The organism is Geodermatophilus sp. SYSU D00708, assembly GCF_054050115.1.
Window position 1 is genome coordinate 86,555 of the sequence record NZ_JBJGYS010000016.1, and the last position, 21,867, is coordinate 108,421.

A 21,867-nucleotide genomic window follows, 5' to 3' on the forward strand; every position below is an offset into this window, starting at 1 on the left:
CGAAGGACCCCGTCCTCCTCACCCCTCGCACGCTCGGGGCGAGCCTCTGGACGGGGCCGGTAGCGGCGGACTCACGAGAGCCGGTCACCCACGGGTGGCCGGCTCTCGGCGTCTCAGACGCCGGGGACCCGCATCCGCCGGGGGCCGGGCTCGACCCGGGCCGTCGGCGGGCCGACCCGCACGCTCGCGCCGGCGACCACCAGCGACCGGCCGCCGTGCCAGGGGTTGGCCGGGCCGACGATCACCGGCTCCAGGCGCAGGCCCAGCACCTCGGGCAGGTCGTCGGCCAGCCGCGCCACCCGGAGCAGCAGGTCCTCCAGTGCGGCGACGTCGACCGGCTCCGAGCCGCGGTACCCGTTGAGCAGCGGCCAGGCCCGCGGCGCCCGGACCAGCTCGGCGGCGTCCAGGTCGGTCAGCGGCAGGGTGCGGTAGGCGCGGTCGCCGAGCAGGTCCGTGGCGACCCCGCCCAGGCCGAAGCTGACCAGCGCGCCGAAGGACGGGTCGTCGACGATCTCCACGACCGTGGCCACCCCGGGCGCGGCCATCTCCTGCACGATCACCGGATCCCCGGAGGGGATGGCGGCGAACGCGGTGCGCACCGCCTCGGCGCTGCCCAGGTCCAGCCGGACACCCCCGAGGTCGGAGCGGTGTCGCAGCCACGGCGCCGTCGACTTGAGCACGACCGGGTAGCCGATCTGCTCGGCCGCGGCGACGGCGGCCTCGGCGTCGGTGACCGTGTGGGTCGCCAGCAGCGGGACGCCGTAGGCCGCCAGCAGCGCGATGATCTCCTCGTCGGCGAGCGCGCGGCCTCCGGCGGTGTCGCCGAGCACCCCCTGCACGAGGGCGCGGGCGACCGCCTCGTCGACGCCGGGCAGCTCCGGCACCTCCCCCACCGGACGGCTGCGCCAGCGCGCGTACTCGACCACCTTGGCCAGCGAGATCACCGCCCGCTCCGGGGTGGAGTACGACGGCACCGAACAGCGGGCCGGCGTCCCGTCCTCGCCGGGGACGGCGAGCTCCGGTGGGATCCCCTCGGTCGACAGGAAGGTCGCCGCGATCGGCTTGTCGGCGCCCTCGGCCACCTCCCGCAGCGCGCGGCCGAACTCGGCCGAGCCCCGGCTGACCGGCGGCAGGAACACCGCGATGACGGCGTCCACGCCCTCGTCGTCCACCGCCTCCTGCAGCGCCGCCCGGAACTCCTCGGCCGAGCCGCCGGCGCCGATGTCGATGGGCGCCTCGCGGGCCAGTCGCAGCCCCTCCTCCAGGACGGCGTCGGTGACCAGTACCCCCATCGCGGTGGAGTTGCCGACGACGGCGACGCGGTCGCCGGCCGGCAGCGGCTGGTGGGCCAGCAGCGTGCCGACGTCGAACAGCTGGGCCAGCGTCTGCACCCGGATCACCCCGGCCGAGGCGAACAGCGCGGCCACCGACTCCTCGGGCACCGAGACCGACGTGCCGGCCAGGCCCTCGGTCATCCGCACGTGCCGGCCGCTCTTGACCGCCACGACCGGCTTGTCGCGGCCGACCTGGCGGGCCAGGCGGGCGAACTTCCGCGGGTTGCCGAAGCTCTCCAGGTGCAGCAGCACCACCTCGGTGCCGGGGTCGGTGGACCAGTACTGCAGCAGGTCGTTGCCGCTGACGTCGGCGCGGTTGCCGGCCGACACGAAGCTGGACAACCCGATGTTGCGGCTGCGCGCCTGCTCGAGCAGCGCCGAGCCCAGCGCGCCGGACTGCGCGAAGAAGCCCACCCGCCCCCGCCCGGGGACCCGCGGGGCCAGGCTGGCGTTGAGCCGCACCGCCGGGTCGGTGTTGACGATCCCCAGGCAGTTGGGGCCGACGACGCGCATGCCCGAGGCGCGGGCCGCGGCCACCAGCTGCCGCTCGGCGAGTCGCCCCTCGGGGCCGGACTCGCCGAACCCGCCGGAGATCACGACCAGCCCCCGGACGCCCTTGCGCCGGCACGCCTCCACGACCCCGGCCACCTCGTCGGCCGGCACGGCGAGCACGGCGAGGTCGACGACGTCGGGGATCGCCTCGATGCCGGCGTAGGCAGGCACCCCGCGCACGTGCCGCGTGCCCGGGTTGACCGGGTAGACGGGGCCGCGGAAGCCGTAGTCGAGCAGGTGCCGCAGGACGGCGTGCCCGATCTTGCTCTCGTCGTTGCTGGCACCGACCACCGCCACCGACGAGGGCGTGAGCAGCCGGGCGATCGAGCGGGACTCGCTGCGCTGCTCCCGCTCGTAGAGCACCTGCAACGCCGTCTCGGTCGGCGCGATCGGGAAGGTGAGGTGGACGACGCCCTCCTCGTAGGTGCGCTCCGGCGTGTAGCCGGCGTCGAGGAAGACCCGGACCATCCGGTTGTTCTGGGCCAGCACCTCGGCGACGAACCGCTGGATGCCGCGCTCCCGCGCCGCGGCGCCCAGGTGCTCGAGGAGCACCGAGCCCAGGCCGCGGCCCTGGTGGGCGTCCTCGATGAGGAAGGCGACCTCGGCGTCGTCGGTGCCGGGGTAGCGGTCGTAGCGGCCGACGCCGATCACCTGGTCGCCGAGGACGAGCACGAACGCCACCCGCGAGTCGTGGTCGACGTGGGTGAACCGGTGCAGGTCCTTGTCCGACAGCCGCTTCATCGGGCCGAAGAACCGGTAGTAGCGCGTCTGGTCCGAGCTGCGCTCCATGAGGCCGACCAGCCCGTCGGCGTCGCTGGGCCGGATCGGCCGCAGGTGCACGGTGCCGCCGTCGGCGGCGATGACGTCGGCCTCCCAGTGCGCCGGCGCGGCGGGGGGCGCGCTCTCGGCCGCCGCCGGCTCGGGCGGGAGGTCCTCGACGGCGAGCTGCTGGGTCGGGGGGTGCTGCTCAGTCACGGGGGTCGTCCGGGTCCAGACCGACGTAGGGGAAGGAGGCGTGGCGGGTGCGGGAGATGGCCCGGTCGACGCGGGACTCGGTGAACGGGTCCCAGTGCGCGAAGCCGGTGTAGCCGCCCTCGGTCATGTGCGTGGGCGGCCGGGCCCGCAGGCCGCGCCGGACGACGTCCTCCCGCCAGGACTCCGGGATCTCGGTCATCGGGTCCAGCCGGTGCCCGCTGGCCTCGGCGATGAGGTGGGTCCAGGCGCGCGGCACGCAGCGCACCAGGCCGTACCCGCCGCCGCCGAGCGCCAGCCAGCGGCCGTCGCAGACCTCGTGGGCCAGGTCGTGCAGCGCGCGGTAGCTGGCCCGCTGCCCGTCGACGGTGAGCGCGAGATCGGCGAGCGGGTCCTCGTGGTGGGCGTCGCAGCCGCACTGGGTCACCAGGATCTCCGGCTGGAACGCCCGGACCACGCTGGGCACGACCGCGTGGAAGGCCCGCAGCCAGCCGGAGTCGTCGGTGCCGTTGGGCAGGGCGAGGTTGACCGCGCTGCCGAGGGCCTTGTCGGCGTCGCCGGTCTCCTCCGGGTACCCGGTGCCCGGGAACAGGGTCAGCGGCGTCTGGTGGACGCTGACGGTGAGCACCCGCGGGTCGTCGTAGAAGGCGGCCTGGACACCGTCGCCGTGGTGGACGTCGATGTCGACATAGGCGATCCGCTGGTGGCCCTGGGCCAGGAGCCAGGCGATGGCCACCGCCGCGTCGTTGAACACGCAGAACCCCGAGGCTCGGTCCCGCATCGCGTGGTGCAGCCCCCCGGAGATGTTCACCGCGTGCTGCGCCCGGCCGGTGTGCAGCTGCTCGGCGGCGAGCACGCTGCCGCCGGTGATCAGTGCCGCGGCGTCGTACATCCCCTCGAAGATCGGGTTGTCCGGCGTCCCGAGGCCGAAGCCGATGTCGGGGTCGGCCGGGGCGCGCTTGACCGCCTCGAGGTAGGCGGGGTCGTGCACGAGGGTGAGCTGGTCGACCTCGGCCGGTGTCGGGCGCAGGATCTGCAGCCGGTCGGTGGACAGGACGCCCAGCGAGTCGGCCAGCCGCATGGTGAGGTCCAGCCGGACCGGGTGGAGGGGGTGGTCCCCGCCCATCGTGTAGCCGAGCAGCGCGTCGTCCCAGACGACCGTGACCGAGTCACTCACAGCTCTCCTCGCTGCGTGCGCGGGACCGGCCGAGGGTGGACGGCCCCGGGACGCGTCCAGCCCGACGCTACCGCCGGACCCGGCCCGACGTGCCCGTACGGCCGCGCCGCGTGACCCGGCGCACGGCGTCGCTCCCCGTACCATCGAGAGAAGACACGGAGGAGACCTGTGAACGACCTCATCGACACCACCGAGATGTACCTCCGGACGATCTTCGAGCTGGAGGAGGAGGGGATCGTCCCCCTCCGCGCCCGCATCGCGGAGCGGCTGCACCAGAGCGGCCCGACGGTCAGCCAGACGGTCGCCCGGATGGAGCGCGACGGGCTGCTGACCGTCGAGGGCGACCGCCACCTGCAGCTGTCCGACGAGGGCCGGCAGCTGGCCACGGCGGTCATGCGCAAGCACCGCCTCGCGGAGTGCCTGCTCGTCGACGTCATCGGGCTGGACTACGCCGACGTCCACGAGGAGGCGTGCCGCTGGGAGCACGTCATGAGCGAGGCGGTGGAGCGCAAGCTGCTCACCCTGCTCGGCAACCCCAGCGTGTCGCCGTTCGGCAATCCCATCCCCGGCCTCGACGCGCTCGGCGGCGAGACCTCCGCGGTGCTGGACTCGCTGACGCTGCTGTCGACGACCGCCACGCCCGAGGGGCGCCGGGTGGAGATCAAGCGGATCAGCGAGCAGCTTCAGGAGCACTCCGACCTGCTGCGCACGCTCGCCGACCAGGGCGTCCGGCCGGGCGCCTCGGTGGTCGCGCAGCTCGTCTCGGGCTCGGTCAGCATCGACGGGCACGTGCTGCCGGCCGGGGTGGCCCAGCACGTGTTCGTGAGCGCGTTCGACGAGGACCTGAGCCCCGTCGAGGCGGCACCCCGCCTCTGAGGCGGACCGCTCCAGGAGGCCGTGGACCCGAACGGGTCCACGGCCTCCTGCCGTTCCGGACCGGCCGCCCGCTCGGTGCGGCCCCGCCGCCGGCCGGCGAGGGACCGCTGACGGCCGCTGCGGGCAGGCCCAAATACCCTGGGAATCCAGATACCGTCGGTATCTACTGGGCTCGTGGCGACGCGACTGAGCCGGGTGGAGCAGGTGGAGCGCAACCGCGGGCTCGTCCTGGACGCCGCCCGCCGCGTCTTCCTCGCCCGCGGCTACGGCGGCGCGACGCTGGACGCGATCGCCGAGGAGGCCGGCTTCTCCAAGGGGGTCGTGTACTCCCAGTTCCGGGGGAAGGCCGACCTGTTCCTGGCCCTGCTGGAACGGCGCATCGCCGAGCGTGCGGAGCAGAACACCCGGGTGGCCGCGGAGCACTCGGGCATCGACGCCCTGTGCGCGCTGCTGCGGGTCAACGCGCGGCGCTCCCGGGAGGGCGCGGACTGGGCCCGGCTGCTGATCGAGTTCCGCACCGCGGCGGCCCGCGACCCCGCGGTCAACGCGCGCTACGCCGCGCTCCACGCCCGGGCGGTGGAGCTGCTCGCCGAGACGGTCGACGATGCGCTGGCCCGGGACGGGCTCGCCCCCGTCTACCCCCCGCGCACCTTCGCCCAGCTCTACTTCGCCCTCGACAGCGGCGCCGTGCTGGAACGCGCCACGGACCCGGCGGCGCTGCCGGACGACCTCGCCGTCGACCTGCTCACCCGGCTCGTGAGACCCCGCTGAGGCCGGGGATCCCATCGGGAAGGAACAGCCATGCAGCCGACACCGACCTCCCCCGCGACCCGGCTGCGCGAGGACCTGCAGCGGGAGCTCCTCACCGGCTACGACGAGCTCATCCCACGGACGTCCTGGGGGCGCGACCGCATCCGCGATCACCAGCGCACCCGGTTGCGGGCCCTGCTGCACCACACCGTCCGGCGCTCGCCCTTCCACGCCGATCGGCTCGCCGGCGTGGACATCGACCGCCTGGACCCCGACGACCTCTCCGCCCTGCCGGTGATGTCCAAGTGCGACCTGATGGAGCACTTCGACGACGCGGTCACCGACCCCGCGGTGACCCGCGAGCGCGTCGAGGCCGCTCTCGCGCGAGCGGAGGACGCGGTGGCGGCCCTGCCCGGCTCGGTGCTCGCGATGACCTCGGGCGGCAGTTCGGGGCCGCGCGGCGTGTTCGTCCAGGACCTCCCGGCGTCCCGGCAGTTCTTCGGGGCGCTGTCCCGCGGGCTGGTCGCCCGGCTGCGCGCCGACGGCGCTCCCCCGGGCGGCCTGCGCATCGCGATGGTGGGGGCCCGCTCGCCGGTGCACGCCACCGGGGCGGCGTGCTGGCTGACCGCAGGGGGCGAGCTGCCGTTCCACCTCCTGTCGGTCCCGGTCACCCAGCCCCTGGCCGACGTCGTCGACCAGCTCACCGCACTGCGTCCCGACGCCCTGTACGGCTACCCGACGGTGCTGGCCCGCCTCGCGCAGGAGCAGCGCAGCGGCCGGCTGCGGATCGCGCCGTCCGTGGTGACCTGCACCAGCGAGACCCTCACCCCGGAACTGCGGGCCACCATCCGGGCCGGGTTCGGCGTCCCCGTGGCCGACACCTTCGGCTCCACCGAGGGTCTCGTGGGGACCAGCGCGCCCGACGACGACGTCCTCGTCTTCGCCGAGGACGGCTGCATCGTCGAGCTGGTCGACGAGCGCGACCGGCCCGTGCCGCCGGGCACGCCCTCGGCCGCGGTGCTGGTCACCACCCTGGAGAACCGCCTGCAGCCGCTCATCCGGTACCGGCTCGCCGACTCCTTCACCGAGCTGCCACCCGTGCCGGGGCCGGGGCACCTCCGCGCCCGGGTCCAGGGGCGGTCCGACGACGTCCTGGCGTTCGGCGGCGTTCCGCTGCACCCGCTGGTGGTGCGCTCGGTGCTCGTCCACCGGCCGGAGGTCGTGGACCACCGGGTCCGCCAGACGTGCCGCGGCATCGTGGTCGAGGCGCTGACGTGCAACGCTGCGGACCACCCCGCACTGCGAGCGGCGCTGCGTGCCGACCTGACCGCGGCGCTCACCCGCGCCGGCCTCCCGGACGCGGAGGTGACCGTGTGCACCGTGGCGGACCTGCCGCGGGATCCGCGGACCGGGAAGGTGCGCCGCGTCGTCCCGCTGGTCTGAGGGCCGGAGGCCATCCGAGCCTCCGCCCGGGCCGGATCGCTCGGCCCGGGGCGCGGGCGGGAGGACGGCCCGGGGCGCGGGCGGGAGGACGGCCCGGCTCACTAGCGTGGGTCCTGCCCGCTGCCCGCCGGAGAAGAGAGAAGGCCCCGCGTGAGCCAGCCCCCCGCTGCGTCCGCCGAGTCCCACCCCGCGCCGGAGGCCGGCTCCGCCGGGCCGGCGTCCCCCTTCACCGACCTCGCCGCGTTCGTCGCGATCCCCCGGGTCGCGGGCCTGGCGCTGTCGCACGACGGCCGGCGGCTGGCGGTCGCGGTCCAGACGCTCGACCCGGAGCGCACCAAGTGGCAGACGGCCCTGTGGGAGGTCGACCCGGACGGGCAGCGCCCGGCCCGCCGGCTGACCCGGAGCGCGCCCGGCGAGTCGGCGCCGGTGTGGGCGCCCGACGGCTCGCTGCTGTTCACCTCGGCCCGCCCCGACCCGGAGGCCAAGCCGAACGGCGAGGACCCCAAGCCGGCGCTGTGGAGCCTGCCGGCCGACGGCGGGGAGGCCCGGCCGGTGCTGACCCACCCGGGCGGGATCGGGGGCGTGCGCGTCGCCGCGGACACCGGCGAGGTCGTCGTGGTGGCCTCGGCGATGTCCGGCGCCGGGGACGCCGAGGCCGACGCCGAGCGCCGCAAGCAGCGCAAGGAGGCGGGGGTCACCGCGATCCTCCACGAGGTCTACCCGGTGCGGTACTGGGACAGCGACCTCGGGCCCGCCGCGCCGCACGTGTTCTGGGCCGGCCGGCTGCCGGCCGAGGCCGCCGCCGGCACGGCCGCCCACCCGGTCGAGCTGCGCGACCTCACGCCGGACGCCGTGCCGCCGAAGGGTGCCGGGGACGCGGTCACCCTCTCCCCCGACAGCCGGCTGCTCGCCCGGGTCGAGACGGTGCCCGACGGACCGGCCGGGGAACGCGACCGCCTGGTGGTGCTCGAGACGGCGACCGGCACCTCCCGCGTCCTGGTCGACGACCCGCTGGCCGAGGTGCACTCGGCGCGCTTCTCCCCCGACGGCTCGGCGCTGGTGTGCGTGCGCGAGGCGATGCCGACCTACGAGGAGCCCCCGGACTACACGCTGCTGCACGTCGACCTCGCCACCGGCGCGGCGCGGGACCTCACGCCGGACTTCGACCGCTGGCCCAGCGCCCCGCAGTTCAGCGCCGACGGCCGGGCGGTCTACTTCCTGGCCGACGACGACGGCCGGCACGCGCTGTTCCGCGTCCCCGTCGAGGGCGGGACGCCGGTGCGGCTCACCGCCGACGGCGCGTACAGCGACCTGCAGGTGGCCCGTGACGGCAGCGCCCTGTACGCGCTGCGCTCGGCCTACGACGAGCCGCCCGCGCCGGTGCGGCTGGACCCGGAGGCGCCCGGCCAGCACCCGGACCCGCTGCCCGCTCCCGGCGCCCTCGAGTCCCTGCCCGGCACCCTGCACGAGGTCGAGGCCACCGCGGCCGACGGCACCCGGGTGCAGTCCTGGCTGGTGCTGCCCGAGGGCGCCTCGGCCAGTGCCCCCGCTCCCCTGCTGCTGTGGGTCCACGGCGGGCCGCTGATGAGCTGGAACTCGTGGTCGTGGCGGTGGTGTCCGTGGGTCATGGCGGCCCGCGGCTACGCCGTCCTGCTGCCCAACCCGGCGCTGTCGCAGGGCTTCGGGCAGGACTTCGTCCGGCGCGGCTGGGGCGCGTGGGGTGAGGCCCCGTACACCGACCTCATGGCCGCCGTCGACGCCGCGGTCCAGCGACCCGACGTCGACGAGACCCGCACCGCGGCCATGGGCGGCTCCTTCGGTGGCTACATGGCCAACTGGATCGCCACGCAGACCGACCGCTTCCGGGCGATCGTCACCCACGCCAGCCTGTGGGACATCGACACGTTCACCGGCACGACCGACGTGGCGTACTACTGGGAGAAGGAGTGGGGCGACCCGCTGCAGCGGCCCAAGCGGTACGAGCAGAACTCGCCGCACCGCTACGCCGATGCGATCCGCACCCCGATGCTGGTCATCCACGGCGACCGCGACTACCGCGTGCCGATCGGCGAGGCCCTGCGGCTCTGGTACGACCTGCAGAAGCGGGGCGTGCCGTCGAAGTTCCTGTACTTCCCGGACGAGAACCACTGGGTGCTGACGCCGGGCAACGCGCAGGTCTGGTACCAGACCGTGCTCGGCTTCCTCGGGGAGCACGTGCTCGGCGAGGAGTGGCAGCGGCCCGAGCTGCTCTGACCGCCCGCGGCCTCGCGCGCCCGGTCACGACGCCGCCCAGGCCTGGTCGAGGTCGGCGGCCGCGGTGGTGATCAGCGCGCGCAGGTCGCCGGGCGGGAGGCAGGCGGCCAACCCCTGGGCCAGCAGCTGCGCGAACGTGTAGGTGGGGCGGCTGGTCAGCGCCCGGTCGAGCGCGACGTTGGCCAGCGCCCCGTCGCCGCGCAGCCACGCGCTGACCGCGAGCAGCGTGGCCGGCGCGGCGTCGAGCGGAGCGGGTGCTCGCCGGGTGCACTCCGTCCACAGCGCCTCGGCTGCGGCGGCGTCGTCCCCCAGCGCGAAGGTGAGGGCGCGGTCGCGGACCCGGACGTCGGCCAGCGCCCACAGCACCCCGGCGACGTCCCGGTCGCCGAGACGGTCGCCGGCGCCGGGGCGGCAGCGGCCCAGCACCCGGACGACGGTGTCCCAGGAGCGGCGGACCGCCGCCTCGGCGTCCGTGCGTGCCGCCCGGGCGTACCGGTCGCCGACCCGCCAGGTGAGCTCCTCCATCGCCGCGAGGGCCGGCCCGTCGAGGCGGGCGATCCGCGCCTCCAGCGCGGCCCGGTCGCGCTCCACGACCACGCCGCTGGCCACCGAGGCCACCTCGAGCTCGGTCACCCCCGCCGGCAGCGGCGTGCCGCCGTCGGGGGCGCAGCACGTCTCGGGGCAGTCGTAGGAGAACCACCGCCCGCGGCGCACCAGGAGCGCGTCCCGGACCGGGATGTCGAGGCCGGCCAGGGCGAGGACGAGCTCGTGCACGACGTCCCGGTGCGGCAGGCCGGCCACGACCTCGTCGGCCGGCTGCCCCGGCAGCGGTTCCTCGTCGTCGGGCGCCTCGGAGACCACCGCGACGACGACCCCCGCCGGCTCGTCGGTGGCCACGCTGCGCGCCAGGGCCCGGGCGACGGCGGGCGACGCCCGCCGCCCGGGCAGGTCGGCGCGGACGGTCAGCCCGAGCCGGCCCCCGCTGGGACCACCCAGGGCAACGAGCAGGACCGACTCGTGCGGGTGGAACCCGACGAGCGCGGGCAGTGCGGCGGCGATGTCGCCGGGGTCGGAGAGGCGCACCTCGGCGCGCAGGCGGTCGTCCATGCGCCCGACCCTCGCCGTGTGGCGGGGCCGCCGGGGCCGGTCCGGGCCGTCTGTGGACGGGCCGGGCCCCTGTGGACACCCGCCACCCGACCGTCGGCAGGCCGTGCCGGTGGGACCGGCCGGGCGGCTCGAGGTCGTCCGCGGCAGGGCGCCGGCCCGGGCCGGCGGTCAGACCTCGTACTGGGCGGCGGTCCGCGCGGCCAGGTACGGCGCGACGTGCTCGGCGATCACCTGCAGGTGCACCGGGTGCTCGGCGTAGCGCCGCCAGGCCTCGGCGTCGGGGAAGTCGGCGACCAGCGCGGTGTGCGCGTTGCCCTCGCGCAGCCCGGCGTCCGCTCCGACGGCGAAGGAGGTCATCCCGCCGACGTCCTCGGGCAGCCGGCGGAGGGCGGCGAGCGTGGCCGCCCGGCGCTCCTCGTCGGCGTCGTCGGACCAGGTGAAGAGCACGACGTGGCGCAGCATGACGGTCACCCTGTCAGCCCGGCGCCGCCGTCCGCAGCCCGGGCTTGCGGAACTGGGCGGTGACGGACGCCGGATAGAGTCGCCGACCATGGGACGGTCGCTGCGCATCGCACTGCTGTCCTACCGGAGCAAGCCGCACAGCGGCGGCCAGGGCGTCTACGTCCGCGCCCTGTCCCGCGAGCTGACCGAGCTCGGCCACGACGTCACCGTCTTCAGCGGCCAGCCCTATCCCGAGCTCGACGACGGCGTGCCGCTGACCCGGGTGCCCAGCCTCGACCTCTACCGCGAGCCGGACCCGTTCCGCACCCCGCGGCCGGGCGAGTTCCGCGACTGGGTCGACCTCGCCGAGTGGGCGCTGATGTGCACCGCGGGCTTCCCCGAGCCGCTGACCTTCAGCCTGCGCGCGGCCACGCTGCTCCTCCCCCGCGCCTCCGAGTTCGACGTCGTCCACGACAACCAGAGCCTGGGCCTGGGCCTGCTGCGCCTGGTCCGCGCCGGGGTGCCGACGGTGGCCACCGTGCACCACCCGGTGGCCATCGACCGCGACCTGGAGCTCGCCGCCGCGCCGACCGCGCGTCGCCGGCTGACGCTGCGCCGCTGGTACGCCTTCACCGGCATGCAGGCCCGCGTGGCACCGCGGCTGGACGCGGTCACCACGGTGTCGGAGAGCTCTCGCCGCGACATCGAGACCCACCTCGGCGTCCCCGCGACCGGGGTGGAGGTCATCCCGGTGGGCATCGACCCCGCCGTCTTCACCCCTCCCCCGCCCGGCCGCCCGCGCGACCGCGACTCGATCGTCGTCACCACGAGCGCCGACGTCCCGCTGAAGGGCCTGGTCCACCTGCTGGAGGCGGTGGCCAAGCTGCGCACCGAGCGCGCGGTGCGGCTGACCGTGGTCGGTTCGGCGCGGCCCGGCGGGCCGGCCGAGGCGGCGCTGGACCGGCTCGCGCTGCGGGACGCCGTCCGGTTCACCGGCCCCCTGCCCGAGGCCGACCTCGTCGCGCTGCTGCAGCGCGCGGCCGTGGTCGCCATCCCGTCGCTGTACGAGGGCTTCTCCCTGCCGGCGATCGAGGCCATGGCCTGCGGCACGCCGCTGGTGACCACCGACGCCGGCGCGCTGCCGGAGGTCGTGGGCAGCAAGGCCGGGCTGCGGGTGCCCGCGGGGGACGTCGAGGAGCTCACCGCCGCCCTGCAGCTGGTCCTCGACTCGCCGTCCCTCGGCGAGCAGCTGGGCCGGGCCGGCCGCCGCCGGGTGCTGGCCTCGTACACGTGGCGGTCCACCGCCGAGCGGACGGCGGAGTGGTACGCGCGCGTGCTCGAGCGGAAGGGCCGGCGCTCGTGAAGACGACGGGCGAGGGAGCATCGCCCCAGGCTGGGGGCACCTCCCGCTTGCGGGGGACAGCGACCGAGGAGCGGATCGAGCCCGGAGTCGAACGGGGAACACCGTGCTGACCGTCGACTACGACCGGCTCGACGTCCGGCCGGGGATGACCGTGCTCGACCTGGGCTGCGGCGAGGGCCGGCACGCCTTCGAGGCCTACCGGCGGGGCGCGCGGGTGGTGGCGGTCGACTGGGGCGTCCCCGAGGTGACGACGACGAAGCGCTGGCTGGGCGCGATCGCGGCGGCCGGCGAGGCACCGGCGGGGGCCCGCTACGAGGTGGTGCGCGGCGACCTGCGCGCCCTGCCGGTGCCCGACGCGAGCGTCGACCGGGTCATCGCCGCCGAGGTGCTCGAGCACATCCCCGACGACGCGACCGCGCTGGCCGAGATAGCCCGCGTGCTCCGACCGGGCGGCCGGGTGGCGGTCACGGTGCCCCGGTACGGCCCCGAGCGCATCTGCTGGGCGCTCTCGGACGCCTACCACGCCAACGAGGGCGGGCACGTCCGCATCTACCGCGGGGACGTCCTGCGCACCCGGCTCGCCGCGGCGGGCCTGGTGCCGGGGCAGCAGCACCACGCGCACGCGCTGCACGCGCCGTTCTGGTGGCTGAAGTGCGCCGTCGGCGTGGAGCGCGACCCGGCCGCCGTCCGCGCCTACCACCGGCTGCTCGTCTGGGACCTCACCCACCGCCCGTGGCTGACCCGGACCGCCGAGCGGCTGCTGGACCCGGTGCTCGGCAAGAGCCTGGTCGTCTACGCCGACAAGCCGGGGGTCGCGCTGCCGGAGGTCGAGCCGGAGCGGGAGCGGACCGCTGTCTGAGCTGCTGCCCGAGCTGCCGGGGGTGCTCAGCGGGGATCAGGTGCGCGCGACGGTGGCGTCGATCGCCGCCGAGCAGGACGGCGACGGCGCGCTGCCCTGGTTCCGCGGCGGGCAGCTGGACCCCTGGGACTCCGTCGAGGCCGCGATGGCGCTCGACGTCGGCGGCGCCCACGACCGCGCCCGCGCCGCGTACCGCTGGCTGGCCGCGCGGCAGCGGCCGGACGGGTCCTGGGCGGCGGAGTACCGCGCCGGCGTCGAGACGCTGCCCGCGGCGGAGAGCAACCACGCCGGCTACCTGGCCGTCGGGCTCTGGCACAGCTGGCTGTGCAGTGGCGACGAGGAGCTGGTCGCCGGGCTGTGGCCGGTCGTGCGGCGGGGACTGGACCTGGTCACCCGCATGCAGCTGCCCGGCGGCGCGGTCAGCTGGGCGCTGCGTCCCGACGGCACGCCCGACGACATCGCCCTGCTCACCGGCGGCGCCAGCCTGTTCCAGTCCCTGCGCTGCGGCGTGGCGCTGGCCGCCCTGACCGGGCAGCCCCAGCCGGACTGGGAGCTGGCCGCCGACGACCTCGGCGCCGCCCTGCGCACCCGGCCGGAGGCCTTCGCCGACCGCTCGCGCTACTCCATGGACTGGTACTACCCGGTGCTGACCGGCGCGGTCACCGGGACGGCGGCCACCGAGCGGCTGGCCGCCGGCTGGGACCGGTTCGTCGTCCCCGGGCTCGGCGCCCGGTGCGTCGCCGACCGCCCGTGGGTGACCGGCGCGGAGACCTGCGAGCTGGCGCTGGCCCTCGCCGCCGCGGGTCAGCCCGACGCCGCCCTGGAACAGGTCGCGGCCATGCAGCACCTGCGGCACGACGACGGCTCCTACTGGACCGGCTTCGTCTACCCCGACGACGCCCGCTGGCCGGTCGAGCGCACCACGTGGACGGCGGCCGCGGTGGTGCTCGCCGCGGACGCGCTCTCCCGAGCCAGCCCCGCGTCCGGCCTGTTCCTCGACCCGGCGGCGCTGCCGGCCGCCGGGACGGGCGGATCACAGGAGACCGCCGATTGGCTGCCGGACGGTGCGGGCAGAGGGAGGGCGTGACCTCCCCCGACCCCGACGTGACCGTCGTCGTCATGAGCCGCGACCGGCGCGAGGACCTCCTCGCCACCCTCCCCCGCCACGAGGCCCCCGTCGTCCTCGTGGACAACGCCTCGACCGACGGCACGGTGGCGGCCGTGCGCGCGGCCCTGCCCGAGGTCACCGTGCTGCCGATGGAGCGCAACGTGGGCTCCTACGCCCGGACCGTCGGCGTGCAGCACGCGACCACCCCGTTCGTGGCCTTCGCCGACGACGACTCGTGGTGGGCGCCCGGCGACCTGGCCCGCGCAGCGGCGGTCATGCGCGCCCACCCGAGGCTGGCGGTGCTCAACGCGCGCATCCTCGTCGGCCCGGAGGAGCGGCTCGACCCGGTGTGCACCGAGATGGCCGAGAGCCCCCTGGGCACACCTGCGGACCTCCCCGGCCCGGCGCTGCTGGGCTTCGTCGCGTGCGCGGCCATGGTGCGCACGGAGGCGTTCCTGGCGGTCGGCGGGTTCGACCCGGTGGTCCGGTTCCCCGGCGAGGAGGAGCGCCTGGCCCTCGACCTCGCGGCGGCCGGCTGGGGCATGGCCTACGTCGACTCGGTGGTCGTGCACCACCACCCGTCGACGCGGCGGCACGCCCCCGAGCAGCGGCGGGCGGCGATCTGGCGGAGCCGGGTCCTGACCGCCGTGATGCGCCAGCCGGCACCCGAGCTCGCCCGGGTCGTGGGTCGCGCGGTGCGCGCCGGCGGGCCCGAGCGGCGGGGGCTGGTGCGCGCACTGCCCGACGTCCCCGCCGCGCTGCGTCAGCGCCGGCCGGTCCCGGCGACCGTCCGTGCCGACCTCCGCGTGCTGGCGGGCGCCCGGTGACGGCGACCCAGGCCGCGCTGTCGAGGACCGACTCCGGCCCGGACCCGCGGGTCGCCGTCGTCGTCATCACCCACCAGCGCCGCGACGAGGTGCTGCTCGCCCTGGAGCGGCTGACCGCCCTGCCCGAGCAGCCGCACGTCGTGGTGGTCGACAACGGCTCCACCGACGGGACGGCGGCGGCGGTCGCCGAGCGGTTCCCCGCGGTGGAACTGGTCGCCAGCCCGGAGAACCTCGGCGCGATCGGCCGCAACGTCGGCGTGGCCCGGGTCGACACCCCCTACGTGGCCTTCTGCGACGACGACACGTGGTGGGAGCCGGGCTCGCTGCGTACCGCCGCCGACGTGCTCGACGCCCACCCGCGGCTGGCCGTGGTGACCGCGCGGATCCTCGTCGAGCCCGGCGGCCGGGAGGACCCGATCGTGCCGGAGCTGCGCGACTCCCCCGTGCGCGGCGCCGGCTGGCTGCCCGGCCCGGCGCTGGGCTCCTTCCTGGCCGGGGCCTCGGTGCTGCGGCGGGAGGCGTTCGACGAGGTCGGCGGGTTCTCCGAGCGGCTGTGGCTGGGCGGTGAGGAGGAGCTCATGGCCGGCGACCTGGCCGCGGCCGGCTGGGAGCTGTGCTACCTGCCCGAGCTGACCGTGCACCACCAGGCCAGCACCGCCCGGGACCCGCACAAGCGCCGCCGCGACGGCATCCGCAACACCCTCTGGACGACGTGGCTGCGCCGCCCGCTGCGCCCGGCGCTGCGCCGCACCGCCCACCTGCTGCGCACCGTCCCGCGGGACCGGCTCAGCCTGTTCGGGGTCCTCGACGCGGTGCGCGGCCTGCCCTGGGTGCTGCGCGAGCGCCGCGTGCTGCCCGCGCACGCCGAGGCCCGCTTCGCCGCGCTCGAGCACGCGCAGCGGACCTCCACCGCCCGCCGCTACGTGAGCTGAGGCCGGGCCGCGCTGATGGCGGCCGCCGGGTCTGCCCTCGACGGTCGCCGCGCTCAGCCCTTGACGTAGGAGAGCTTCTCCACGACCTTGCCGCCCCGGACGGTCATCACGTCCACGCCGCGCACGTGCCCGGCGGTGGCCTCGTCGGTGCCCCACGCGTAGCGCCACAGCGCCACGGCCCGGTCCCCGTGCGGCAGGACCGCCTCGGTCGCGAAGCGGGCCCCCGGGGTGGCGAACAGCTGCTCCCACACGCGGCGCACCTCGGCCCGGCCGCGGTAGCGGCCCCCGTCGGGCGGCTCGGTCGACTCGAAGAGGACGTCGTCGGACATCTCGGCCATGATCGCGTCGACGTCCCCCCGGCCGAACCCGTCGAGCAGGCGCTGCACCACGGCGAGCGTCTCCTCCGTGGTGCGGTCCAGGACCTGGTCGGTCATCGCCCCTCCTCCCACGGCCCCGTGGCGCCACGATCCCATCGGGACCGCCGGCGCGGGAGGGTTCAGCGGGCGCAGTCGATGCAGGTGCGCGCGGCCGGGCGGGCGGCCAGCCGCTCGCGGGCGATCGGCCGCCCGCAGCGCTCGCAGACGCCGTAGGTCCCGGCGTCCCGGCGGGCCAGGGCGGCGTCGACGTCGGCCAGCCGTCGCCGCGCCGCGGCCAGCAGCGCGGCCACCTGCTGCCGCTCGAACGCGATCGTCGCGCCCTCCGGGTCGTGCTCGTCGTCGGCGTTGGACGCCTGCGACGCCGCGACGACCGCGTCGAACTCCCCGGTCAGCGCGGCGATCTGGGCCAGCACGGCGGCCCGCTCGGTGGCCAGTGGATCGCTCACCGCGCGCGCCGCAGCAGCCGAAGCGAGCCGGTGCCCGGCAGCTCCGTGAACTCCCCGGAGGCCAGCACCCGGCGGTAGACGCCGTAGGGGGCCTGGCCGCCGTCGGCCGGGTCGGGGAAGACGTCGTGGATGGCCAGGGTGCCGCCGACGGCGAGCTTGGCCACCCACGCGTCCTGGTCGCGGCGGGCGGACTCCTCGGTGTGGCTGCCGTCGAGGAACAGCAGGGCCAGCGGGGTCGACCACAGCGCGGCGAGGGTCTCCGAGCGGGCGACGACGGCGACCACGACGTCCTCGGCGCCGGCGTCGGCGATCGTCCGCCGGAACCGCGGCAGGGTGTCGACGCGCCCGACGGCCGGGTCGACCAGCGACGGGTCGTGGTACTCCCAGCCCGGCTGGTGCTCCTCCGAGCCGCGGTGGTGGTCGACGGTGACCACCTGGCGGCCGGTCTCCCGGGCGGCGGCGGCCAGGTAGAGCGCCGACTTCCCCATCCAGCTGCCGATCTCCAGCAGCGGGCCGGGGACGGCGACGGCGCGGGCGGCCTCGTACAGCGCCGTCCCCTCGTCGTCGGGCATGAACCCGGGCGCGGCGCGGGCGGCGGTCAGGAGCTCCGGCACCGCGCTCACCGGGCGAACCGGGCGCGCAGGGCGGTGATCCGCCGCTCGGTCGCCGCGCCCGCCTCGGTGCCGGCCGCCTTGGCGAAGAACGCGCCGGCCGCCGTCGTCACCGGGACGGCGAGCACGAGCGCGATCGAGCCGACCAGCGTGCGGATCACCTCCTCGGCCAGCGCGGAGCTGGTCAGGACGACGTCCCACGGCTGGGCGTAGAGCTCGAAGAGCATGAGCAGCGGCAGCGAGGCGCCGGCGTAGGCGAACACGATCGTGTAGACGGTGGAGGCGATGTGGTCGCGGCCGACCGCCATGCCCCGGCGGTAGAGCTGCCGCCAGCTCATCTCCGGGTCCACCTCGTGCAGCTGCCAGAGCGCCGAGGCCTGGGTGATCGTGACGTCGTTGAGCACGCCGAGCCCGGCGACGACCACGCCGGCGAGGACCAGCCCCGAGAAGTCCAGCGTGGGGTCGTACTGCAGCAGCGTGGTGGTCTCCTCGCTGGTCAGCCCGGTCAGCTTCGCCGTCTCCACCGCGACCGAGCCCAGCACCGCCACCAGGGCGAGGCCGAAGAGGGTGCCGACCAGCGCGGTCGTCGTCCGGGCGGAGAAGCCGTGCGCGAGGTACAGGACGACGAACATGATCGCCGCCGAGCCGACCAGGCTGGTCAGCGTCGGGGACTGGTCGGACAGCAGGCCCGGGAGGACGAACTCCAGCAGCACGAAGAAGGCGAACGCCAGCCCGACCAGCGCGGCCAGCCCGCGCAGCCGGGCCACGGCCACGACCACGACGGCGAAGGCCAGCGTGAGGACGACGATGGGCACGTCGCGGTCGTAGTCGAAGAACGCGTACTGCGCACCGCCCTCGGCCGCGGCGTCCCGGGTCAGGACGATGCCGTCGCCCTCCTCGATCCCCGCGGCGTACACCTCGGCGGGGACGTCGACCTGCACGAACTCCCCGGCCCCGTCGCCGTCGAGCACCTCGACGACGAGGGTGGCGCAGGTCAGCTGCTGGGCCGGCTGGTTCCCCCCGCCGGGCAGCGAGCAGTCGACCGGCTCGACGGAGGAGACGCGGGCCTGCGGATAGGTGGTCCCAGGCGGCAGGTACAGCTCGGCCGCCTGCTGGGCGCGGGTCGGCTCGCCGGAGGGCCACAGCGCGACCAGGCCGATGACGGTGGCCAGTCCGACCGGCACGAGGAGCAGCAGCATCAGCCACACGGCCCGCCGCCGGCGGGTCAGGACCTCCGGGGTGGGCGGTGGCGCGTCCGGGTCGGGACCGTGGCTGTGGGCCCCGTGGTCATGGGCATGGCTGGGCGGCACCCGGCCAGGCTAGGAGTCGCCGCCGGAGGCCCGCCCACGGCACCCGGGCGTCAGGTGGCCGAGCCGCCCTCCGCGACGGCGCCCTCGGCGGTGCCGTCGTCCTCCACGGGGAAGCGCAGCCACAGCCCGGACAGCTGCAGCGGACGGGCCACCGCCGTCGGCGGCGCCACGAGCACCAGGTCCACCCCGCGTGGCCGGCCGAGCTTCTGCAGCTGCACGAGCACCGCCATGCCGGCGGAGTTGAGGTAGGTGACCCCGCGGGTGTCCAGGCGCACGCGGCGCAGCGCCGCCTCGGCCAGCAGCAGGTCGGTCATGGTGCGGACCAGCGGTCGCCGCGCGCCCTCGGTCAGCTCGCCGGTCACGGTGACCGTGGCGACGTCGCCGTCCAGGGCGGTGCTCACCTCCGCACCCGCCTCGTCGCCTCCGCGCTCCTGTTCCCCCTGCGCTCGGGGGTCGGTCGTGTCGTCCACACCGGGGCACTGCCCCGCAGGGCAGGTGTTCACGCGCGGCTCCGGTCGCTGCTGTGCGGTCGGGACGATTTCCCGCGCCACAGGTTTACATGGATGCACGCTAGAGGTAATCTCTAGTCGCCACTTGAGGTTCACCTCAGGCAGCGAACCCGCCAGTACGACACAGGAGGTTGCACAGCCATGGCGATGCTGACCGCCTACGACCCGTTCGCCGCCACCAACGCCGCCTTCCGCGCGCTGGACCAGCTGACCGGCCGGACGGGCTCGACCGCCCGCCCGCTGTCGGGCATGCCGATGGACGCCTACCGGGTCGGCGACAACTTCGTCGCCCACTTCGACCTGCCCGGCGTCGACCCCGGCTCGATCGACCTGTCGGTCGAGGGCACCACCCTCACGGTGACCGCCGAGCGGTCGGTGCCGCAGCTGGAGAACGCCGAGTGGGCGGTGGCCGAGCGGCCCTACGGCAGCTACACCCGCCAGCTGGTGCTGGGCCGGAGTCTGGACACCGACCGGCTCGAGGCCAGCTACCACGACGGCGTCCTGACCCTCAGCATCCCGGTCGCCGAGAAGGCACGGGCCCGCAAGATCACGGTGACCCGGGCCGACACGCCGACCTCCGTCGAGGGGCGCACCATCGAGCACGAGGCGTCCGAGCAGAAGGCCGTCGAGAGCTGACCGTCGGCTCGCGCCGGCAGGGGCCGGGTCCGCACGGACCCGGCCCCTGCGCACATCCCGGACCAGGAGGACCTGCCATGGCCGATGCCGGGCGAGCCGGCGGGACGCCGGGGGACGACGCGCTGCGGCGCCTCGACGACCCGGACTTCCCCGCGCTGACCATGAGCCAGGCCGCCGCGCTGCTCGGTGTGCAGGCGGCCTTCCTGCGCAGCCTCGACGCCTCCGGGGTGGTCCAGCCGCACCGCTCCCCCGGCGGGCACCGGCGCTACTCCCGGCACCAGCTCGGCCTGGCCGCCCGCCTGCGCGGCCTGCTCGACGAGGGCCACACCCTCGCCTCCGCCGAGGTCATCCTCGGCCTGCAGGACGAGCTGGCCGACGCCCGGGCCGACAGCGAGCGGCTGCAGCAGACCGTCGACCGGTTGCGCGCCCGCGACGGCGACCGTGCCGACCCGGAGGCGTGAGCGGCGCCACCCGCACAGGGAACCCTAGGGGGGTATAGTTCCTCGGCGAGAGCTCCCGAGCCGCCTGGAGGAACAGCGTGGACAGCGCGCCGCACGGCTACATCCACCGCAAGGACGACTACCTCAAGCGGCTGCGCCGCATCGAGGGCCAGGCCCGCGGGCTGCAGCGCATGGTCGAGGACGAGAAGTACTGCATCGACATCCTCACGCAGGTCTCGGCCATGACGAAGGCGCTGCAGTCGGTCGCTCTCGGCCTGCTCGAGGAGCACATGTCGCACTGCGTCGTCCAGGCCGCCCAGGCCGGCGGCCGCGAGGCCGACGAGAAGGTCCGCGAGGCCTCCGAGGCGATCGCCCGCCTCGTCCGCTCCTGAACCCACCCCCCCTGCGAGGACACCCCCATGAGCACCGCCACCTACACCGTCGTCGGCATGACCTGCAGCCACTGCGTCACCGCCGTCACCGAGGAGGTCTCCGCCGTCCCGGGCGTCACCACGGTCGACGTCGACCTGGCCAGCGGCGGCCTGACCGTCACCAGCACCGAGCCGGTCGACGAGGGCGCGGTCCGCGCCGCCGTCGAGGAGGCCGGCTACGAGATCGCCGGCTGACGAGCCCGTGGACACGCCCGCCAAGCTGGCCGCCGTCGCCGTCGGCCTCGGTGCCGTCTTCGCCGCGGCCGTCGGCGTCGGCGCCGCGGTGGGCCCGATCGGCGCCCCGGTGCCGCACACCGCGACGCCGGCGACCCCCGACACCCCCGCGGCCGACGAAGCCGCCGGCGGGCTCGCCGTGGCCGGCTCCGGGTACACCCTCGACGTGCTGGACGCCCAGCCGCCCGCGGGGACGACGACCCTCGCCTTCCGCGTCCTCGGACCGGACGGCGCCCCGGTGCTCGACTACACCGAGGAGCACGAGGAGGACCTGCACCTGGTCGCCGTCCGACGCGACCTCAGCGGGTACCAGCACGTGCACCCCGAGCGCGACGCCGACGGGACGTGGCGGGCGCCGCTGACCCTGACCCCCGGCAGCTGGCGGGTGTTCGCCGACACCACCCCGGCGGCGCTGGGCGAGGACCTGGTCCTCGGCGCCGACGTCGAGGTGGCCGGCGACTACGCCCCGACCGCACTGCCCGAGCCGGCCGCGGTCACCGACGTCGACGGCTACACCGTCGTCCTGACCGGGGAGCCGCGGGCCGGCCAGGAGTCCGAGCTGACCCTGAGCGTCAGCCGGGACGGCCGGCCGGTCACCGACCTGCAGCCCTACCTGGGCGCCTACGGCCACCTGGTGGCGCTGCGCGACGGCGACCTGGCCTACCTGCACGTGCACCCGGTCGAGCCCGACGACGGCACCACCCCGGCTCCCGGCCCGCACGTCGAGTTCGCCACGACGGCGCCGTCCGCGGGCACCTACCGGCTGTTCCTCGACTTCCGGCACGGCGACGCCGTGCACACCGCCGCCTTCACCGTCCGGGTCGGCCCCGGCGGCGCGGCCCCCGCCGAGCCCGGCCCCCACGGGCACGGCGACTGAGG

Annotated in this window: 23 protein-coding genes; 14 read left to right on the forward strand and 9 right to left on the reverse strand. The window is 75.9% G+C overall.

The genetic code is table 11. The annotated features are described in order from the left end of the window. Nucleotides 1-113 precede the first annotated feature (113 nt). Both ACI79D_RS15010 and ACI79D_RS15015 read right to left on the reverse strand, forming a co-directional pair. Nucleotides 114-2,861 (reverse strand): bifunctional acetate--CoA ligase family protein/GNAT family N-acetyltransferase, encoded by a 2,748-nt coding sequence (locus ACI79D_RS15010; RefSeq protein ID WP_456919218.1) that lies wholly within the window; start codon nt 2,859-2,861, stop codon nt 114-116. After that, nucleotides 2,854-4,035, reverse strand: a complete 1,182-nt coding sequence (locus ACI79D_RS15015; protein ID WP_456919219.1) for an acetoin utilization protein AcuC — start codon at nt 4,033-4,035, stop codon at nt 2,854-2,856. The genes ACI79D_RS15010 and ACI79D_RS15015 overlap by 8 nt, the downstream gene beginning before the upstream one ends. Before the next feature lie 168 nt (nt 4,036-4,203). On the opposite strand from ACI79D_RS15015, the gene ACI79D_RS15020 reads away from it, so the two are divergent. From ACI79D_RS15020 to ACI79D_RS15035, 4 genes are all read left to right on the forward strand, one after another. After that, complete coding sequence (locus ACI79D_RS15020) at nt 4,204-4,911, forward strand: metal-dependent transcriptional regulator (protein WP_456919220.1); 708 nt, start codon at nt 4,204-4,206, stop codon at nt 4,909-4,911. 174 nt (nt 4,912-5,085) lie between these two features. Further along, complete coding sequence (locus ACI79D_RS15025; protein ID WP_456919221.1) at nt 5,086-5,682, forward strand: TetR/AcrR family transcriptional regulator; 597 nt, start codon at nt 5,086-5,088, stop codon at nt 5,680-5,682. 30 nt (nt 5,683-5,712) lie between these two features. Then, entirely contained in the window at nt 5,713-7,104 is a 1,392-nt protein-coding gene (locus tag ACI79D_RS15030) for a phenylacetate--CoA ligase family protein (RefSeq protein WP_456919222.1), read from the forward strand. Between the two features lie 150 nt (nt 7,105-7,254). Then, nucleotides 7,255-9,357 (forward strand): S9 family peptidase, encoded by a 2,103-nt coding sequence (locus ACI79D_RS15035; RefSeq protein ID WP_456919223.1) that lies wholly within the window; start codon nt 7,255-7,257, stop codon nt 9,355-9,357. Between the two features lie 24 nt (nt 9,358-9,381). On the opposite strand, the gene ACI79D_RS15040 is transcribed toward ACI79D_RS15035, so the two are convergent. After that, nucleotides 9,382-10,464 (reverse strand): DUF4192 domain-containing protein, encoded by a 1,083-nt coding sequence (locus ACI79D_RS15040; protein WP_456919224.1) that lies wholly within the window; start codon nt 10,462-10,464, stop codon nt 9,382-9,384. Nucleotides 10,465-10,632: 168 nt separating this feature from the next. Beyond that, nucleotides 10,633-10,926: a Dabb family protein gene (locus ACI79D_RS15045; protein ID WP_456919225.1), complete on the reverse strand. Its 294-nt coding sequence runs from the start codon at nt 10,924-10,926 to the stop codon at nt 10,633-10,635. Nucleotides 10,927-11,014: 88 nt separating this feature from the next. On the opposite strand from ACI79D_RS15045, the gene ACI79D_RS15050 reads away from it, so the two are divergent. The 5 genes from ACI79D_RS15050 to ACI79D_RS15070 all read left to right on the forward strand — a co-directional run bounded on the left by ACI79D_RS15050 (nt 11,015) and on the right by ACI79D_RS15070 (nt 15,994). Then, nucleotides 11,015-12,268 (forward strand): glycosyltransferase family 4 protein, encoded by a 1,254-nt coding sequence (locus ACI79D_RS15050; protein WP_456919226.1) that lies wholly within the window; start codon nt 11,015-11,017, stop codon nt 12,266-12,268. 103 nt (nt 12,269-12,371) lie between these two features. After that, nucleotides 12,372-13,127 (forward strand): class I SAM-dependent methyltransferase, encoded by a 756-nt coding sequence (locus ACI79D_RS15055; RefSeq protein WP_456919227.1) that lies wholly within the window; start codon nt 12,372-12,374, stop codon nt 13,125-13,127. Nucleotides 13,128-13,179: 52 nt separating this feature from the next. Further along, nucleotides 13,180-14,214, forward strand: a complete 1,035-nt coding sequence (locus ACI79D_RS15060; protein WP_456919228.1) for a prenyltransferase — start codon at nt 13,180-13,182, stop codon at nt 14,212-14,214. Continuing rightward, on the forward strand, nt 14,211-15,062 hold the full coding sequence (locus ACI79D_RS15065) for a glycosyltransferase family 2 protein (protein WP_456919229.1): 852 nt from the start codon (nt 14,211-14,213) through the stop codon (nt 15,060-15,062). Before ACI79D_RS15060 ends, ACI79D_RS15065 begins: the two co-directional genes overlap by 4 nt. Continuing rightward, on the forward strand, nt 15,059-15,994 hold the full coding sequence (locus ACI79D_RS15070; RefSeq protein ID WP_456919230.1) for a glycosyltransferase family 2 protein: 936 nt from the start codon (nt 15,059-15,061) through the stop codon (nt 15,992-15,994). Before ACI79D_RS15065 ends, ACI79D_RS15070 begins: the two co-directional genes overlap by 4 nt. 53 nt (nt 15,995-16,047) lie before the next feature. On the opposite strand, the gene ACI79D_RS15075 is transcribed toward ACI79D_RS15070, so the two are convergent. From ACI79D_RS15075 to ACI79D_RS15095, 5 genes are all read right to left on the reverse strand, one after another. Next, nucleotides 16,048-16,428: a nuclear transport factor 2 family protein gene (locus ACI79D_RS15075; protein WP_456919231.1), complete on the reverse strand. Its 381-nt coding sequence runs from the start codon at nt 16,426-16,428 to the stop codon at nt 16,048-16,050. A 62-nt stretch (nt 16,429-16,490) separates the two neighbouring features. Further along, entirely contained in the window at nt 16,491-16,817 is a 327-nt protein-coding gene (locus tag ACI79D_RS15080) for a TraR/DksA family transcriptional regulator (RefSeq protein ID WP_456919232.1), read from the reverse strand. Beyond that, on the reverse strand, nt 16,814-17,440 hold the full coding sequence (locus ACI79D_RS15085) for a class I SAM-dependent methyltransferase (protein ID WP_456919233.1): 627 nt from the start codon (nt 17,438-17,440) through the stop codon (nt 16,814-16,816). The genes ACI79D_RS15080 and ACI79D_RS15085 overlap by 4 nt, the downstream gene beginning before the upstream one ends. Further along, nucleotides 17,437-18,738: a YibE/F family protein gene (locus tag ACI79D_RS15090; protein ID WP_456919234.1), complete on the reverse strand. Its 1,302-nt coding sequence runs from the start codon at nt 18,736-18,738 to the stop codon at nt 17,437-17,439. Before ACI79D_RS15090 ends, ACI79D_RS15085 begins: the two co-directional genes overlap by 4 nt. Before the next feature lie 50 nt (nt 18,739-18,788). Further along, the gene (locus ACI79D_RS15095) at nt 18,789-19,139 is read right to left on the reverse strand and encodes an STAS domain-containing protein (protein WP_456919235.1); all 351 of its coding nucleotides are present in this window, start codon (nt 19,137-19,139) and stop codon (nt 18,789-18,791) included. A 249-nt stretch (nt 19,140-19,388) separates the two neighbouring features. Here ACI79D_RS15095 and ACI79D_RS15100 point away from each other — a divergent pair, with 249 nt between their 5' ends. The 5 genes from ACI79D_RS15100 (at nt 19,389) to ACI79D_RS15120 (ending at nt 21,865) form a co-directional block, all read left to right on the forward strand. Beyond that, a complete protein-coding gene (locus ACI79D_RS15100; RefSeq protein ID WP_456919236.1) occupies nt 19,389-19,883 on the forward strand; it encodes an Hsp20/alpha crystallin family protein in 495 nt (164 codons plus the stop codon). Between the two features lie 77 nt (nt 19,884-19,960). Then, the gene (locus tag ACI79D_RS15105; RefSeq protein ID WP_456919237.1) at nt 19,961-20,344 is read left to right on the forward strand and encodes a helix-turn-helix domain-containing protein; all 384 of its coding nucleotides are present in this window, start codon (nt 19,961-19,963) and stop codon (nt 20,342-20,344) included. Between the two features lie 77 nt (nt 20,345-20,421). Continuing rightward, a complete protein-coding gene (locus ACI79D_RS15110; protein ID WP_456919238.1) occupies nt 20,422-20,715 on the forward strand; it encodes a metal-sensitive transcriptional regulator in 294 nt (97 codons plus the stop codon). A 27-nt stretch (nt 20,716-20,742) separates the two neighbouring features. Then, entirely contained in the window at nt 20,743-20,949 is a 207-nt protein-coding gene (locus tag ACI79D_RS15115; RefSeq protein ID WP_456919239.1) for a heavy-metal-associated domain-containing protein, read from the forward strand. A gap of 7 nt (nt 20,950-20,956) precedes the next feature. Beyond that, nucleotides 20,957-21,865, forward strand: a complete 909-nt coding sequence (locus tag ACI79D_RS15120; protein ID WP_456919240.1) for a hypothetical protein — start codon at nt 20,957-20,959, stop codon at nt 21,863-21,865. The last annotated feature ends 2 nt before the right edge of the window (nt 21,866-21,867 follow it).